At 33.5% G+C, this 16910-nt stretch carries 8 protein-coding genes; all 8 read right to left on the reverse strand.

All coding sequences use genetic code 11. The annotated features are described in order from the left end of the window. Nucleotides 1-12 precede the first annotated feature (12 nt). The 8 genes from Q0975_RS09090 to Q0975_RS09125 all read right to left on the reverse strand — a co-directional run bounded on the left by Q0975_RS09090 (nucleotide 13) and on the right by Q0975_RS09125 (nucleotide 16356). Nucleotides 13-1080 carry an endo-1,4-beta-xylanase gene (locus Q0975_RS09090; RefSeq protein WP_299435503.1) on the reverse strand — a complete coding sequence of 356 codons (1068 nt, stop codon included), beginning with the start codon at nucleotides 1078-1080 and terminating at the stop codon, nucleotides 13-15. Nucleotides 1081-1225: 145 nt separating this feature from the next. Beyond that, on the reverse strand, nucleotides 1226-2584 hold the full coding sequence (locus tag Q0975_RS09095; protein WP_299435505.1) for an endo-1,4-beta-xylanase: 1359 nt from the start codon (nucleotides 2582-2584) through the stop codon (nucleotides 1226-1228). Nucleotides 2585-2635: 51 nt separating this feature from the next. Beyond that, a complete protein-coding gene (locus tag Q0975_RS09100) occupies nucleotides 2636-3904 on the reverse strand; it encodes a carbohydrate binding domain-containing protein (RefSeq protein WP_299435507.1) in 1269 nt (422 codons plus the stop codon). A 295-nt stretch (nucleotides 3905-4199) separates the two neighbouring features. Beyond that, nucleotides 4200-5489, reverse strand: coding sequence for a TIM barrel protein (locus Q0975_RS09105; RefSeq protein WP_299435509.1), 1290 nt, complete (start codon nucleotides 5487-5489; stop codon nucleotides 4200-4202). After that, nucleotides 5482-8826: a VCBS repeat-containing protein gene (locus tag Q0975_RS09110; protein WP_299435511.1), complete on the reverse strand. Its 3345-nt coding sequence runs from the start codon at nucleotides 8824-8826 to the stop codon at nucleotides 5482-5484. Before Q0975_RS09110 ends, Q0975_RS09105 begins: the two co-directional genes overlap by 8 nt. A gap of 232 nt (nucleotides 8827-9058) precedes the next feature. Further along, complete coding sequence (locus tag Q0975_RS09115) at nucleotides 9059-10543, reverse strand: RagB/SusD family nutrient uptake outer membrane protein (RefSeq protein ID WP_299435513.1); 1485 nt, start codon at nucleotides 10541-10543, stop codon at nucleotides 9059-9061. A 10-nt stretch (nucleotides 10544-10553) separates the two neighbouring features. Beyond that, nucleotides 10554-13556 (reverse strand): TonB-dependent receptor, encoded by a 3003-nt coding sequence (locus Q0975_RS09120; protein ID WP_299435515.1) that lies wholly within the window; start codon nucleotides 13554-13556, stop codon nucleotides 10554-10556. A gap of 124 nt (nucleotides 13557-13680) precedes the next feature. Further along, nucleotides 13681-16356 (reverse strand): glycoside hydrolase family 3 protein, encoded by a 2676-nt coding sequence (locus tag Q0975_RS09125; RefSeq protein WP_299435517.1) that lies wholly within the window; start codon nucleotides 16354-16356, stop codon nucleotides 13681-13683. Between the last annotated feature and the right edge of the window lie 554 nt (nucleotides 16357-16910).

The raw sequence follows: 16910 nt of genomic DNA on the forward strand, positions 1-16910 counted from the left end.
TCATTTTAGACATTAATGCAATGCCTTTTTAAAACTATGATATGCAGGTTTTGCTTCTAAGTTATCATCAAAAAGACAGGGCCAATCATTAATCTTAAAGAAACTTTTCACCCAACTATCTCTATCCGTAAAACCCCAAAAAGTAATACCATATTGTTGCTCCTTTGGAACTACCCTTTTATAGATATCCACGAGGTTTTTATACTTTTCTGCTTGAGCTATTTTCATTTCTTCAGTTAACTCTTGATATTTTTGAACTCCTCCGTTTTTAGTATCATCATGCTTATTAAAAATAATGTCTACTTCGGATAAATGAATTAACAGACCTGTTTCTGCAGCCTTCTTTAGCGCATGTTCGATAACCTCACCAGGAATATCCATTCGAATATGCATTTGAAAACCAATACCAGAAATAGGAACATTTTCCGATTTTAAATCCTTCACCATATTCAATACTCCCTGAAGTTTTAAAGTATCTCTTTCTATATTGAAATCATTATAAAACAATTTTGCATTAGGGTCTGCCTCGTGAGCATATTTGAATGCTTTATGAATATAATTCTTACCTAAAACATTATACCATAACGTTTTCCTATAATCTCCACCTTCTGTTTCTAAAGCTTCATTTACTACATCCCATCCTTCTATTTTTCCTTTATATCTCCCTACATAATCCAAGATGTATTCTTTTAAAAAATTATCTAGCCATAAAGTATCTTTTCTGCCTTTTTCTTTAACCCAATCTGGTGTTCCACTATGCCAAACCAAGGTGTGTCCAAATACTCTTTGTTTATTCTTCTGAGCATAAGCCATCATTTGATCTACTTTATCCCAGTTATATTCTTTTTCATTAGGTTTCACATTGTACATTTTCATGTCGTTTTCTGCAGTAATACTGTTGAAATTCTCAATCTGAATCTTTTTTAATTTAGCATCTGCTTTAAGTTGATCAAAATTAATTGCGGTACCAATAGGAAAACTTGAAACATCCTTTAATCCTTGACTCTCCAAGAAATTAAATGAAAGAATAGTCACTAGGAATGTACATCCTATTAGCGTATAACAGAAATATCTTTTCATTATCAAAATTTAAAAATTCTTGTACTTATATTACCATCAGCATAGCTCTCGCATACTAATTAGCAATAAAAACCCTGTAAATGAACTTTTGAATTTTATTTACAGGGAATTATGACGATTGTAGTTAAATGAATAATTCAGGTATTTATTGAAATCCTTCTATAACACCTTCGTATGCTGGTTTTGGGTTGAAGTTATCATCAAAAAGCAAAGGAAAGTCTGGTACTCCCCAGAAATCTAACAACCATGATTCATTATCCTTTAATCCCCAAACAGTAAATGCGAATTTGTTTGCAGTTGGTATATCGGTATAAATTTCAGCCAGTTCCTTATATTTATCCTTCTGTAAAAGAGCTCTTTCAGAACTAAGCGCTGTTACACTACTGTTTCCTTCTGGATTAGTTCTAATATCAATTTCTGCAAAATGCATCAAAAGATCTCTTGACACCGTACCATCAACTACCGCTTGAATTTCACCTCTTGCCGGTCCGTTGTAAGAGATATGTAATTGTGCTCCGATACCGTCGATTAAATTTAATGTTTTCAATCTATCAGCAATTGCAAACATTGCTGCTCTTTTACCGCTATCTGATGCCATATTATAATCATTGTAGAATAAAAGCACATCTGGATCTACATCTCTAGCCATTTGATAGCATTTTTCGATAAAATCATCTCCCATTCTCTGTCTAAAAACACTATTACGAAGGGCATTACTACCATCTTCTATCGCCTCATTTACAACATCCCAAGAACGAACTTTACCTTTATATCTTTCTAAAACGGTTGTGATATAATCCCTAATCATAGCCTCAAACTCAGCATCTGTACCTGCAAAATTCTCCACCCAACTTGGCGTAGCATTATGCCAAATTAACGCGTGGCCGTGGACATCTATACCATTAGCTACACCATAATCTACTATAGCATCAGAAGGACCAAAATCATAAGTTCCTTGAGAAGGATACATAACATTCATTTTCATTTGATACTCAGACGTAATGTTATTAAAATCTCTTCTTATAACTTCATCATGCATTCCTGTTAATCTATTATCTCGAACAATGGTTCCAACAGAAAAGTTCTTAGCCGATCCCTTTAAAGTACTTGGATCTCCTCCGCCACATACGCTATTTGGACAAACACCATCTTCATCTACTCTTACAGTTTCTGATGCTTCCGTAAAACCAGCTGTATTTGTAACATATAGTTTTATTGTATAACTACCTACACCATCTAGTCTTAATTCTTCTAGTCCAGGTTCATCAGGAACCAGATCGCCTGTTCCAAAATCCCATTCACTGGTAAAATCTCCACTACCCTGAGTAGTATTGTTCAGTAAAATCACGTTCGGATCTGTTGTAGAAATACTATATGTAAAAGATGCTTGAACCAAATCTGTTCCTGATGGACTAACATAAATAACCTCATCATCACTATCGCAGGCAGAAATAACCAACATTATTAAAAAAGCTAAAAGCTTATATATTCTAAAATTTTTCATATTCAAAAACAATTATTTATTGAGTTTAGGACTTTTATTAAATTATCTAGGTTAGTCTTTAACTACCTTTATACTATCTACATAAAATGTACCACCTGTTGTACCCATATCTAAGGCTATTAAGGTAGTATCAGAATTGGCCGTAAAAGTCCAAGAATATTTTGTCCAATCGTCTGTTGCTGTATAATCTCCAGCATATTGATCTCCTGGACCTCCCGGATTGGTAGAGAATCTCACAACTGCGGGATCTCCTTTAATCCACAGTGAAACTGTATAACTATCTCCATTTACAGTATCGAATGCATCACAAACAAATTGTGTTTCCCAAGGATTGCCATCCGCTGGATTTACCACCTTAAGTCCTCTTGATCCTGCTCGTACTTCAACTGTTTCCTCTAGCAACCTCTCGGCACCATTAAACTTACCCCAATTCGTAAAGTCATCTCCACTTCCTTCTTCTAAACCTCCATTAAGTAATTCACTATCATTGGATGGTAATGGTAAGGCTTGATCTCCTGCAACCAGTTCTACTGCGTCAATAACAAAAGTACCTTCTGTAGTACCCATATCAAGTGCTATAAGGGTAGTTGCAGAATTTGCTGTAAATGTCCACGAATATTGTGACCAATCAGCTGTTACTGTGTAATCTGGGCCATATTGATCTCCTGGACCTCCCGGATTGGTAGAGAATCGAATCACTGAAGAATCATCTCCTTTTACCCACATAGAAACTGTATACATTTCTCCATCGGTTGTTGTAGCTGCATCCGGTACAAATTGAGTTTCCCAAGGGTTACCATCCGCTGAATTTGTAATTCTGGCTGCTCTAAAACCTACTAAAGCGCCAGTTGCTGGTTCTTGGGTTATTCTATCTCCTCCATTAAATTTTGACCAGTTATCAAAATCATCATCCGTTCCTTCGGCGAAATAACCGTTACTTAACAAATTCTCCGGATTGAACAAAAATCTGGTATCATCTGGAACAGGAAGTGTAACATTTATATCCTGTGTTGTAGCAGCGTTACCGTTAGCACTAACAACGGTAAGTATCACTCGTCTGAAACCATCTGAATCAAATTGATACTCTAAAGCTCCTTCTGCCGCATCAGCAACTTTTGGTCCATCCAAACCAAATTGCCAAAAATTGTAGAAATTTTCTTTTCCTGGGGTAGTATTTTCAAAAAAATACACGCTACTATCTTCAGAAGACTGTGTAAAGGTAAATGATGGTTCTAATACCACAATAGTAGTTTCGTCTTCATCACAAGACCACACCAAAACACAAAAGATAATTGCAAACAGAATTCTTATCCCTTTCATAATAATTTTATTAAAACAGTTAGTAATTATATCATTAGCTTTTTTTGAATATATTCATTTAACAACTCCTCCAATAGGTATTTCTAAAAGTGAGAATATTAAACAAAACTTCAATAAATTAACATTTCATTAATGTTTCCTTCAAAATTAATTTTTCAGAATTATGAATGATGTAATATATGTGTCGTTTAATGATAAAAATGAAGCTTTTTACCACATTTTGTTACTAATACCAATACTTAATGATAGTTTCTGAGAATAATACGTTTGGAAGTACTAACTACTAAGTATGTTTTTAATTATATGATTTGACATAAGGTTTGAATCTCATAAAATCAGCTGCCATTCTCACACTGATTAAAGGAGGATAATTGTATGATTCTACTTCTACAATATTATATTGTAATCCTGCTTTTCTTGCATATTTAAAAATTTCCTCAAAATCTATTTTTCCACTAGCTCCTAACTCTTTTTTATCTTTTACATGCCAGCTAATAAATCTCCCTGGGAAATTTTTGAAATAATATATTGGATCTATATTGGCTTCATGCATCCAAAAGAGGTCAGATTGAAAATAAACTAAACTTGGATCTGTATTTTCCAATATATAATCATATATGACTGTATCTCTTATTTTTTGAAATTCTTCTTTATGATTATGGTATAAAAATCGTATGCCTTTTTCTTTACATTTCTTACCTATTGTATTGAAATATGAAGCATATTTCTTCAATCCATCTTTCTTTCTTAATAATTCTAAATTAATATTTGTAGTGGTTATATATTTAACTCCAGCTTCTATTTGATCTTCTATACAATGATCCCACCACTTCATTGTTTCATCCGGATTTTTTGTGTCCAAATCCTTAAACACCATGGAGCCTTCTAATCGTAGATTGTTTTTCTTAAGTAAAAGTCTAAACTCTTTTGGAGTAAAACCATAAAAATGCCCTTGATCATATCTATGGGTTTCTACAAAACTATACCCCATTTTTCCAATCTTTTCTATCGTTCCAACAGGATCTTTTTTCATATCGACGTCAACTGAAACCAAATGTATTCCAAAGTTTTTACTGAGATTATTTTTTCTGAAATACACTCCTTCCCAGTCATTTTCTTTACCAGGAGCATCCCCTTTTAGAGATAGTCTTCCATCATCTTCAAAACAGAAAGTTACTTCTTGGACATAGTTTTCCTGAAAATCATAATCCGTCATAACCAAGTCTTTGTATGATGAAAAGTATCCTTTACCAATGAAGTTATCCGCAGAAGTATTAGTTCCTAAAGCTACAATTTGATCTTCATTAGCATCATAGCTTATTACTTCTGATAAAATTGAAACCCAATCTTCTTCTTTTTTCTGAAATACCTCAACAAATAAGGAGACACCATTCATCTTTGGAGTCACTAAAATCTTCATATTAGGATGATCGCTTACTTTTAACGAACTTAGACTATCGCCATTATACCACTCTCCAATATATTGCTGAAGTAAAAAATTTTGATTCTGAATTTTTATTTTTTCTTGTCCAAAAGAAAATTGAATCATCAATAAAAGAGGTATAATGATTATTCTTCTATTCATCTTGTTCATTTTTTTGTTTATTCAATATTTCCACATACTGCAGTTCGTCATTATTTTTGGCTATGATTAAAAACGATTTATCCTCCACTTTTACGACTTCCATATCCTTTACATCACCTGGTACATGGAAGCCGCTTTTTTTGGTATGAACAGGAATGAAATTTCCATTTCCATCACCACTTAAAAAAAGTCCATTTCCTGCATCATTCCTAGGAGTCTCTACTTCTGAAGAAAATAAATTCCCTACAATAAGAGCATCTAAATTTCCATCATTATCATAGTCGTTAACTAAAATCTGATTGATGCTAGATACTTGTGCTTCTATGGGTAACTGATGGATTATAAATTTTCCATCTATGTTTTCTAAATAGACACTTGCAAAAGATTTTACCTGGTAATGTAATCCTGATTTTAAAGATTTTTCTGGATAGATATCACTTAGTGTTGCATTAGAAAAGCTCTCATAGTCTTTAAATTTTTGTTTAATTCCTGGTATTTGTTGCGAAGAACATTCTCGCCCTCTTACAGGATATTGTTTCCCTTCATTATAATAACTTAAAACGATATCCTCATTTCGATCTCCATCAAAGTCATTAAAGAAAATATCGAACGTTTGATCATCGGTAGCTTTATACTTATAATTTAATCCATTATTACCTACTAAATAATCGATATCACCATCGTTATCAAAATCACCTTGTTTAATACTCCACCACCATCCTAAAGTATCATCGTTTAATCCAACATCTTTGGACACTTCTTTAAACCCATCTGATTTCATGTTTTTAAATACACGAATTGGCATCCACTCTCCAACAATAATAATATCCAACCAATCATCATTATTAAAGTCGGTAATCACAGCACTTGTTGCCATTCCTAAACCCTGAAAATCATCAGGTTGTATTTCGCTAAAAAAGTCAAATTTAACTTCCTTGTTGTCACTGTTGTTTTTAAGCAAATAACTAGTAGCCGGACTCGGGTAATTACCAGAAACCTGTCTTCCTAAAACCAACAAATCCTTCTTACCATCTTTATCAAAATCTGCAGTATAGACTTTGGATCCACTAGTTAACATTTTTGGTAAAGCACCTTGATCTTTTACAAAGTTTCCATTTCCATCATTTACATACAATCGATCCTGAAGGGCTTCAGAATCCGGCATAAATTCATAACCTCCGCTAACCACATACAAGTCATTATCTCCATCATTATCCGCATCAAAAATCAAGGCTCCAATATCTTCATGTAACTTATCATTTATCAATGCTGGAATTACTAATTCTTGAAATCCATTGTTTTTTTGAATAAAAACACTTCCTGAATAGCCTGAAGCTCCTCCAACGAAATAATCATCCAAGTCATCATTATTTATATCTCCAACAACTAACGCCGGCCCCAAAGTTGACATTTTATGAGGTAGTAAAACCTGTTTCGCAAAATCATCATAATTGTTTTCTTGATGTTTATGTTGTAAAAACAATTTTTCATTACTTACTGTTGTAAATAATTTTTCATTCTCTTTTATTGTTTTCGGAATATCCTTTACTATAGCTTCTGATTGCTTTAAGGTGATATGTTGATTCGTTTTTAAATCTTTTATATTTTGAACTTTCCCATCCGTCCAGATTACTTTTAATTCATCGATTTTTTCAAGATCGCCAACTCCAAAATGTATTTCTGGCGCAACAGATGATTGGAATCCTCTAGTTAGTGTAAGCTCCTGCATTTGTATTTCCTCACCAGTTTTTATGACCACTCTGTTCCCAATACCAAAAGTATTGTTTGAGCTACCTTCAAAACTTATCTTCAAATAGTTATTAAATTGAGTACTCCTATTTTCAAAAATCGTTGCTATATCGTCTATATTATTTGTGATTATCTCTAAATCACCATCATTATCCAAGTCAACATAAACGACACCATTAGAAAAACCTTTGTCTTCTATTCCCCATAGATCATTTACTTGTTCAAATCTTAAATCTCCTTTATTACTAAACAGAAAATTCTCAATTTTTTCCGAAGGAATTTTAAGGCTAAGGTTTAGTAAAGAATCTTTTGTGATTTTATTATAATCTATATTATTAAAATAGTCATTGTTATTGATTTCACGTCTTGTACCATTGGATATAAAAAGATCCTTATGACCATCATTATCAAAATCCGCAAACAACGGTCCCCAACTCCAATCTGTTGATGATGTGCCCGTTATTCTTGAAACATTAGAAAAATGAGGAACACCTTCTTTAGTAAATACTCCGGTATTGAGCTGTAAACTGTTTTGCATATATTGATAATGAAATCCAGCATTCACAACATCCCAAAATAACTTAATATTCATACTAGCCATGTTTGCTTTTTTTCTTCGATTAGTTTTAGCATCCATATCTACCTGAAAAATATCTAGATTCCCATCATTATTAAAATCAGCAATATCTACTCCCATACCATAAAAAGATGTTTGAGAAGTTGCTTCTTTTAGTACCTCTTTAAATGTTCCATCTTGGTTATTGAGATACATATAATCCGGAGAATTAAAATCATTTGAAACGTAAATATCTGGCCAAGAATCATTGTTCAAATCTCCAATAGTGGCACTTAATGAAAGTCCAAAACTCCTTAAACCTGATTCGTTAGTAATATCTATAAAAGCACCTTTTTCATTTTTATAGAGATGATCAGATTCATGATCCTTTACATTTTTCATTCTATTAGTATAAACAAACGTTGGTGAATTGAATTTAGTAGGAGGATAATTAGCTACATATAAATCGAGATCCCCATCTTTATCGTAGTCAAAAAATGTTCCTTGTACACTATTACCAATATCAGCAACTCCCATATCTCGGGCTTTTTCAGAAAAGGTTGCATCACCATTATTTATAAATAATTGATTCTCTTTAGTAGAAAATTTACCTCCTACAGAACAATAAATATCTAAAAATCCATCTCCATTTACATCGGCCATAGTAACACCCGTATACCATCGATCATCTCCTTCCAGACCCGCAGTTTTTGTAATATCCTCAAACTGTAAGTTTCCTTTATTTAGGTATAGCTTATTCTCGACTTGATTTCCGGTAAAATAAACATCTATAAGACCGTCATTATTAATATCTCCTGTAGCGATTCCTCCACCCATATACAGATACGAGTAAGTAAAGTAATTCAGAGAGTCATTTTCTGTAAGATGGTTTGCAAAAGAAATTCCTGTTTTATCCGGACTAATTTTATAAAACAGTTTAGTATCAGTTATAACTTCTTTTTTACTACAACCGTAAAAAAACACCAATAGAAATATCAAAAAAACATAGGGTATAATAGGGTTATATTTCATGTACTAAACAGTTTTTAATTGATAAGTGTTTATTCTTTTTTCTTCTGAAAAATAAGTCTTCTGGATATATGTATCTAATTTATCCTTTTGATGTTTTTTCACTAAATCACGATGATATCTTCGTCTTGTTTACCATTGACAAGCCTTTAACGTAATTAACCGCGAAAACAGCACATAATCGTGCTGTTTTCTTCCAATAACTATTTCAATTAACTCTAAATATGATACTAAATTAATATCCTGGATTCTGATCTTCTGATCCTAAACTAGCATTTGTGCTAATTTCTTGATCTGGAATTGGCCATAATTCGTGTTTACCAGTCTGAAATCCAAAACTTGATAACTCTGATCCAGCCATTCCCCATCTTAATAAATCATCAAAACGAACTTGCTCACCTGCAAGCTCAACTCTACGCTCATGAACAATTGCTTGAAAAACCTGTTCTTTAGATAAACCGGACGATAAACCAGATAACCCTGCTCTTGCTCTTACTTGATTTATTAAAGCAATTGCTCCAGCTTGAGTCCCAACCTCATTTTCGCATTCTGCCATCATCAATAAAACATCTGCATACCGAATTACTTTTGCATTAATCCCTGACTCCTGAACTTCTGAAGTTTGCTTATAATAGTTTTGATATTTTTTCCAGGCAGCTGGACGAACATTTCCTCCATTTTCTGCAAAATCTGATGCTACCAGCGTATTGTTTCCATTATTATATATATCGCCAACAACGTAAAAACTTCCTTGAAATCTATTATCTCCTGTTTCAAATTCTGCTCTTAAATCATCTGAAGGATATACGTTAAACCAGTCTAAAACTCCATAATCCTGACCTCTAAAGGTTGCATGGTTTGCTCCTTGTCCTACAACATTAGAATCCCATTTATTACCTGTTCCAAGATTTATATTATACGCTACTTCAAAAACTGATTCTATACCGTGTTCAGTTTCTTCTTTAAAGTTATCAAAATACTCTGTTTCTAATGCATAACCTGACATACTTCTAAAAGAAGTTAATGCATCTCCGTACTGTTCTTGATATAGCAAAACTTTACCAAGAAATGCCTGAGCTGCTCCTTTGGTTGCTCTTCCTCTTTCCTCTTCTGCTTTTGATAACAAATTAGCAGCGGCAAACCTAAGATCATCAATGATAAGATTAATAACATCTGATTTTGGGCTCTTTGGCAACCCTTCTGGACTAGAACCATCAATTCTTAGAGGTATATCTCCAAACCTATTAACCAATAACCAATAATAATGTGCTCGTAAAAACCTAGCCTCCCCTAAAAATTTATTTTTTACCTGATCTGTCAATACTGCCTCCGAAAGATTACTTATTCTTTCTTCATTATTAATTACAAAATTTGCTTTATTAATACCTCGATAAGAACTATCCCAATAATCTGTTATAAATTGATTGGTAGCGTTATAGGTATACTCTGCATACGTTCTTTTGTCACCTTCTTGCTGACCATTACCTGCATTTTCTTGAGACATATTATCCAACATATACCATATTAGACGTCCATATAAAGCAGGTGTCTGTAAGTTTGCGTAAGCTGCATTAACGGCGGATTGCACTTGCTCTTCAGTAGAAAAAAAAGTGTCTGGCGATAATGCATTCGGATTTACTAACCCAAGGTCTTCTTCTGAACAGGAATTTATTATTACTAATCCCAACAGAAATGTCATAATTAACTTAATTTTTTTCATAACCTACATTTTAAAATGAAACTTGAACTCCAAACAAAAAGGACTTAGGCTGAGGATACGTCCCTCGATCGATTCCTATATCTCCATCCAGTCTTAGTTCCGGATCCAAACCTGAGTATTCTGTTAATGTGTAAATATTTTGTCCACTGATATACAATCTGAGTTTTGAAAAATACTCATTGAATAAATCATTAGGTATTGTATATCCAAGCGTAACGTTTCTTAATCTTGTAAAACTACCATCTTCTACATAACGATCCGAAATAACATAATTAGACTCTGATCCATTGGTCCTAGGTTCTGTTCCATTTGTATTAGTTGGTGTCCAACGATTTTCGTAATAATCTGTACCTACGTTGAATGGACGTCTAGTTCCTCCTGTAAGATCCACAAGATTCGTATTAAAAATTTCGCTCCCATAAAAACCTGAAATCAATACAGATACATCAAAATTCTTATAGCTTGCATCTAATGATAATCCTGCGATTAAATCTGGATAAGGATTACCAATATCAACTCTATCATCTGGAGTAATTTCTCCATCTCCGTTATGATCAATATATCTCACATCTCCTGGTTCAAAACCAGAAAAGCCATCTGCATCCACTTCATCTTGATTGCTATATATACCATTACTTTCAAGCCCATAGAAATAAAACAATGGATCTCCCACACTAACTCTACTAATATTTCCACCAATTCCTCCACCTCTAATACCAAGTGAGTAAAATGGTACATCTTCTAATCCGGCAATAGAAATCATTTTATTCTTAGACGTAGAAAAATTAAGATTTGCTGACCATTTAAATTCTCCTTCATTATCATTATAGCCAAGTGTTACCTCAAAACCAGTAGCCTCTGATTCTCCAAGATTAACTGCTTGTGAATTATTTTGATTACCATTAGATAATGCTGTAGGAATATCGATCAATAAATCCTCACTATTATTCTTAAAATATTCAATAGTAGCGGTAAATTTTTCGCTGAAAATACCAAAATCAAGTCCTACATTTAGAATTTTCTTTGTCTCCCATTGTAAATCTGGATTTTCGTTACCTTCCTGAGTCACTCCTTCTCCTACAGTTCCTCCGATCGGATATTGAAAACCACCGACAAGTGCTGGTGCAAATCTATAGTCCCCAATTTTATCACTACCTGTTGTTCCATAACTACCTCTAAGTTTAAAGGTGCTTATTGAAGTATCCTCGAAAAAATTCTCTCTTGCAAGGTTCCAACCTAATGCTACTGAGTAAAAATTACCCCATCTTTTATTTTCACCAAATCTTGAAGAAGCATCTCTTCTATAAGATCCTGAAAAAAGATACTTACTATCGTAGTCATAATTGATTCTAGCTAGATAACCTAACTTATTAGTTTCTCCAGATCCACTGCCGGCACTCAAGAAATCATTATCTACAATCTGATCAACTTCATCTGTCACTAAATTTCTACTACCTGCTCCAAAATTCTCTGATTTAGATTCAAATTTCTCAGCAAGAACTAATAATTCAAGATTATGAACATCCGCAATCATTGTTTTATACTTCAGACTATTTGTAAACATTATGGTTTGTCCTTGTTGCGTAAATCTTCCTATCTGAGCAAAATTTTGAGCGTGCGTAGTACTTCCTGAAACACTGTCATCAGAATAAGAAGGAACAAACGATCTATTATTGAACTGAAAGTAATCTAAACTTACCTGAGATCTATAGGTCAACCCAGGCAGAAGCTCATACTCTCCATAAATATTTCCTATGACACCTAACGACTTATTAATAGATTGTCCTAATGTCTGTACTCTAACAGGGTTCTCTGCATCTTGACCATCTGCCGATGAAGAAGGTCCTTGAAATCCTCCAAGGTTATTAGAATTAAACACTGACAAATATGGTGCAGCCTTAATTGCATGTTCAATCAATGTCCTTCCGCCACCTTGACGTTCTGGTCTTTGCTTGGAAAAAGCTAAGGACATGGATTGACCCACTTTGAGTTTACCAAATTTTTTGGATCCACTACCTCTAAAAGAATACCTCTCAAAACCAGTTTCTATAATGATACCTTCCTGTTTTTGATATCCTCCGGAGAAAAAATAATCACCGGTTTCATTCCCTCCAGAATAACTAACATTATAATCTTGCATAAAAGCTGTTCTAAAAATCTCATCCTGCCAATCTGTATTGGTTCTAAAAGTCTCTACAGGACGATTCGGGAAAACACCAAATTCACCAACATAATTAAGATAATCTATAGTTTCTAAAACATCATAACGCTTTGCTATACTTTGAAAACCCGTATATGTATTAAAATCAAGTCTACCTCTTCCTTTTTTCCCTTTTTTTGTTGTTACCACGATTACACCATTAGATCCTTGAGCTCCATAAACAGCTGTTGTAGAGGCATCTTTTAAAATAGAAATAGATTCAATATCATTTGGGTTTAATCCTGATAAATTACCAGTAATTACACCATCTATGACAAATAAAGGTGTGTTATCTCCCAAGGTAGCTAACCCTCTTATAGAGACTGATGGAGTACTACCTGGCACACCTGCATTCGCTATTGTAAGACCTGCTGCTCTACCTTGTAATGCAGATTCTGCATTAGTTACTGGTGGTAGTTCATTGAGATCCGTTAATTCTACTGTAGAAATTGCTCCTGTTACATTAATCCTACTTTGGGTACCATAACCTACTACTACTATAGCATCTAGAGATTCTGCTTCTGGATCGAGAGAAACATCTATTTTTGTTTGATCACCGACTACTATTTCTACCGTTTGCATTCCTACATAAGAAAAGACAATTCTATCCGAAGGCTTTACATTACCTATTATATACATTCCGTCAAAATCTGTAGAAGCACCATTAGAGGTTCCTTTTACCACGACCGTTACCCCAGGAAGTGGCAAGCCTCTCTCATCTTTAACTGTTCCGCTTATACTATTTTCTTGCGAAAAAACCTGCTGCGTCCCAATTATAATCAAAGCAATAATTGCGAGTTTAAGCTTTATCATATGATATTGTTTTTGGTTGTTAATTATATTCGTATTACAATTTTGATTCCTACCTATAAGAACACCTTACAAGCTATTCGAATTCTGTTACTTGGTATAGAATCTTTCTTTTGTTTTCAATTTTCTATTTATCAATAATTGTGATTGTTTTTGTTAATACTTTTTTAGTCTCTGAATCTAGATCATTTGTATTATTGGGTTGTTTTCCTCCAACATAAAATTGAATTGACCCTGATTTAATATGTTCTTCTCCTTTGGTAGAAATCAATGCATACTGTTTTGGAGTAACTTCAAAGTTTATTTTTTTTGTTTCTCCCGCCGCCAAGTGAATTCTTTTGAACCCAATTAAAGAATGTCTAGGTCCTTCTTTATTTTCTTTTTTATTATGAGCTAAATACAGCTGAGCAACCTCATCTCCTTTTACATCTCCAGAGTTTGTTATTTGAACTGTTACTGAAATATTTTCATTGGATTTTATCGCATCATGTATTTCTAATTCTGAATATGTAAAACTAGTATATGACAATCCATGTCCAAACTGATATAAAGGATCTCCATTGAAGTATTTGTATGTTCGATTCGTCATATCATAGGATTTAAAATCTGGAAGGTCTTCGACTGATTTATAAAATGTAACAGGTAGTCTACCAGCTGGATTATAATCTCCAAAAAGAACATCTGCAATTGCGCTTCCTCCAAACTCTCCAGGATACCAAGCTTCAAGAATAGCAGGGACATTATCGTCTGCCCAATTAATGGCAAGAGCACTTCCGTTCATTAATACTAAAACTGTTGGTTTACCTAAAGCGTGTATTTCTTTCAATAAGTTTATCTGAGATTGTGGTAAAGAAATTTCTGATCTATCTCCTTTATCAAAACCATCTAAAACAACTGGCATTTCTTCTCCTTCTATATCAGGAGACAATCCCAAACAGAGCACTACAACCTCTGATTTTTTAGCTGCCTCAATTGCTGGAGACAAAAGATTTTCATCCAATTTAGACCATAACAATTGCGCTTGCGGATCTGTATGATAATTATAATATTCTATTTTAATATCATATGATTTTCCAACTTCTAGTCTCATGTCCAGATATTTCATTTTTGGCTCATGATCATCCTTAAAATCCACTTTAAGAGAATCATTTACATAAAGTTTACCAGCACTACTAGCTCTCAATCCTATACGATACTCTCCACTTTCTTCTGGAACTATTTTTCCCGTCCATTTAACTGAAAAATTATCTGAAACTGCATTCTCAAATGGTTTTTTTGAAACCCAAATAAAATCAATTATACTATCATTCCTTGTTACTTTTGGATCTCCTTTCCACTGTTTATTATCGAAATACTCTCCTTTTAACCCAACATTATCACCGTTTCGCAATGCTGATGATGGTATTGGTTGCAATAGTGGCCATCCTTTTGCAATATGGCTTCCTTTGGCATAATGTACTTTTGCATTAGGTAATTTTTCTTTAATCGCTTTAAGAGGTGTTATATTGTTAAACGGAGTTCCATGATAATTTCCTAACAACACTTGTTTTGCATTTGCATTAGGACCTATTACTGCAATAGATTTAATATCTTTTTTTAATGGAAGTAATTTACCTTCGTTCTTTAACAACACCATTGATTCTCTGGCAGTTTTTTCAGATAAGGCATAATGCTTATCGCTACATACTACATCATACGGTATTTTAGACCAGGATACGATTTCTTGTGGATCAAACATCCCAAGCTTAAATCGCGCTTCCATAAGTCTAGATAATGCTCGATCTACCTTATCTTCATCTACTAATCCTTTAAGAACGGCATCACTTAAGTTTGGATCGAAAACATTTCCACAATTTAAATCTGTACCTCTACTTACTGCTAATGCTGAAGCTTCAGCAGGGGTTTCGACTAATTCATGCTTATTTGGTTCCCAGAAATCGTTGATAGCCCAACAATCCGAAACCACATAACCATCAAACCCCCACTCTTTTCGAAGTATATCATTTAACAATAAATTACTTCCACAACAAGCTTCATCTCTATATCTATTATAGGCACACATTACTGACTGTACATTCGCTTCTTTAATAGCAGCTTCAAAAGCAGGTAAATATGTTTCTCTTAAATCTTTATCTGATGTATGATAATTATCTTCGTGTCTCGATTTTTCTGGTCCACTGTGGACAGCAAAGTGCTTTGCCGTAGCGACCACTTTAAGGTATTTTGGGTCATCTCCTTGTAATCCTTTTATAAAATTGACTCCCATTCTGCCAGTGAGATAAGGATCTTCTCCATAGGTTTCTTGACCTCTTCCCCATCTAGGGTCTCTGAAAATATTAATATTAGGTGTCCAAAAAGTAAGTCCTTGATATATTCCTCTTTTATTTTCCTTCACAAAGCGATGATGCTTTGCTCTTGCCTCATCAGAAATAACTGTGCCTACATCAAACAATAATGGAGCATTCCAAGTAGCTCCCATTCCAATAGCTTGCGGAAATACAGTAGCTTCTCCAGCTCTTGCTACACCGTGTAAGCATTCATTCCACCAATTGTATGCAGGTACTCCTAAACGTTCAATAGCTGGAGCATCATATCTCATCTGAGACACCTTTTCTGAAAGAGTCATATGACTTATTAGATCACTCACTCTTTCACTAGTAGGTAGTTCTGGATTCTTAAATTTGTATTCTGTTTCGTTTTTTGTTGCACATCCAATATTCAATTGAAGAATAATTGAAACAACAATCAGATTGTTAACCCTGAAAAGTTTTTTTAGTATTTTTTTAGATTCTTTTCTTATCATTATTATAAGTTAAAGCTGGTTCTTTTTATGACATTAGATCAAGTATAAAAACGAATAATCCGAGTACTACCAATATTAAAAATATCTCTCCCAAAATTTTAATTTTAGCGTATTTCCTCTTCATGTCTTTTGACTAATTCATAATTTTTTAACAATTTATATACAGGATTAAAAAAACAATGCCACGGATAAAGCATATGATAAGACATTTGTTGCATCTAGCCTTTATACAAGGCTTTTACAACATTTTAGTTAGTTGAAGCAACAATAGTTACAGTTGATTTTGGCTAATAAAAGACCTAATTAAGAAGAATATAGATATTTGTTCTTTTCATTGACATTTCTACAATTAATGTTATCGTACATTAAAAATATCTTAATGTGAATTAACTAGCTGTAAATTAATCCTCTTATAAAAAATACTAAGTAATACTTTGGGTATATTTAAGACAGAATAGGATGGAAGTATCAATTGTTAATGTGCTTTATCCCTTATCTTATAAAAAAATATGGAAGTACTCTAATCGGGTTATAACGATATAGAAATTACTTGA

Source organism: uncultured Aquimarina sp., assembly GCF_947500065.1.
GTDB lineage: Bacteria > Bacteroidota > Bacteroidia > Flavobacteriales > Flavobacteriaceae > Aquimarina.

Coding starts and splice junctions, on each gene's coding strand:
- Q0975_RS09090 (WP_299435503.1), bottom strand. CDS start 1,080: ATGAAAAGATATTTCTGTTATACGCTAATAGGATGTACATTCCTAGTG.
- Q0975_RS09095 (WP_299435505.1), bottom strand. CDS start 2,584: ATGAAAAATTTTAGAATATATAAGCTTTTAGCTTTTTTAATAATGTTG.
- Q0975_RS09100 (WP_299435507.1), bottom strand. CDS start 3,904: ATGAAAGGGATAAGAATTCTGTTTGCAATTATCTTTTGTGTTTTGGTG.
- Q0975_RS09105 (WP_299435509.1), bottom strand. CDS start 5,489: ATGAATAGAAGAATAATCATTATACCTCTTTTATTGATGATTCAATTT.
- Q0975_RS09110 (WP_299435511.1), bottom strand. CDS start 8,826: ATGAAATATAACCCTATTATACCCTATGTTTTTTTGATATTTCTATTG.
- Q0975_RS09115 (WP_299435513.1), bottom strand. CDS start 10,543: ATGAAAAAAATTAAGTTAATTATGACATTTCTGTTGGGATTAGTAATA.
- Q0975_RS09120 (WP_299435515.1), bottom strand. CDS start 13,556: ATGATAAAGCTTAAACTCGCAATTATTGCTTTGATTATAATTGGGACG.
- Q0975_RS09125 (WP_299435517.1), bottom strand. CDS start 16,356: ATGATAAGAAAAGAATCTAAAAAAATACTAAAAAAACTTTTCAGGGTT.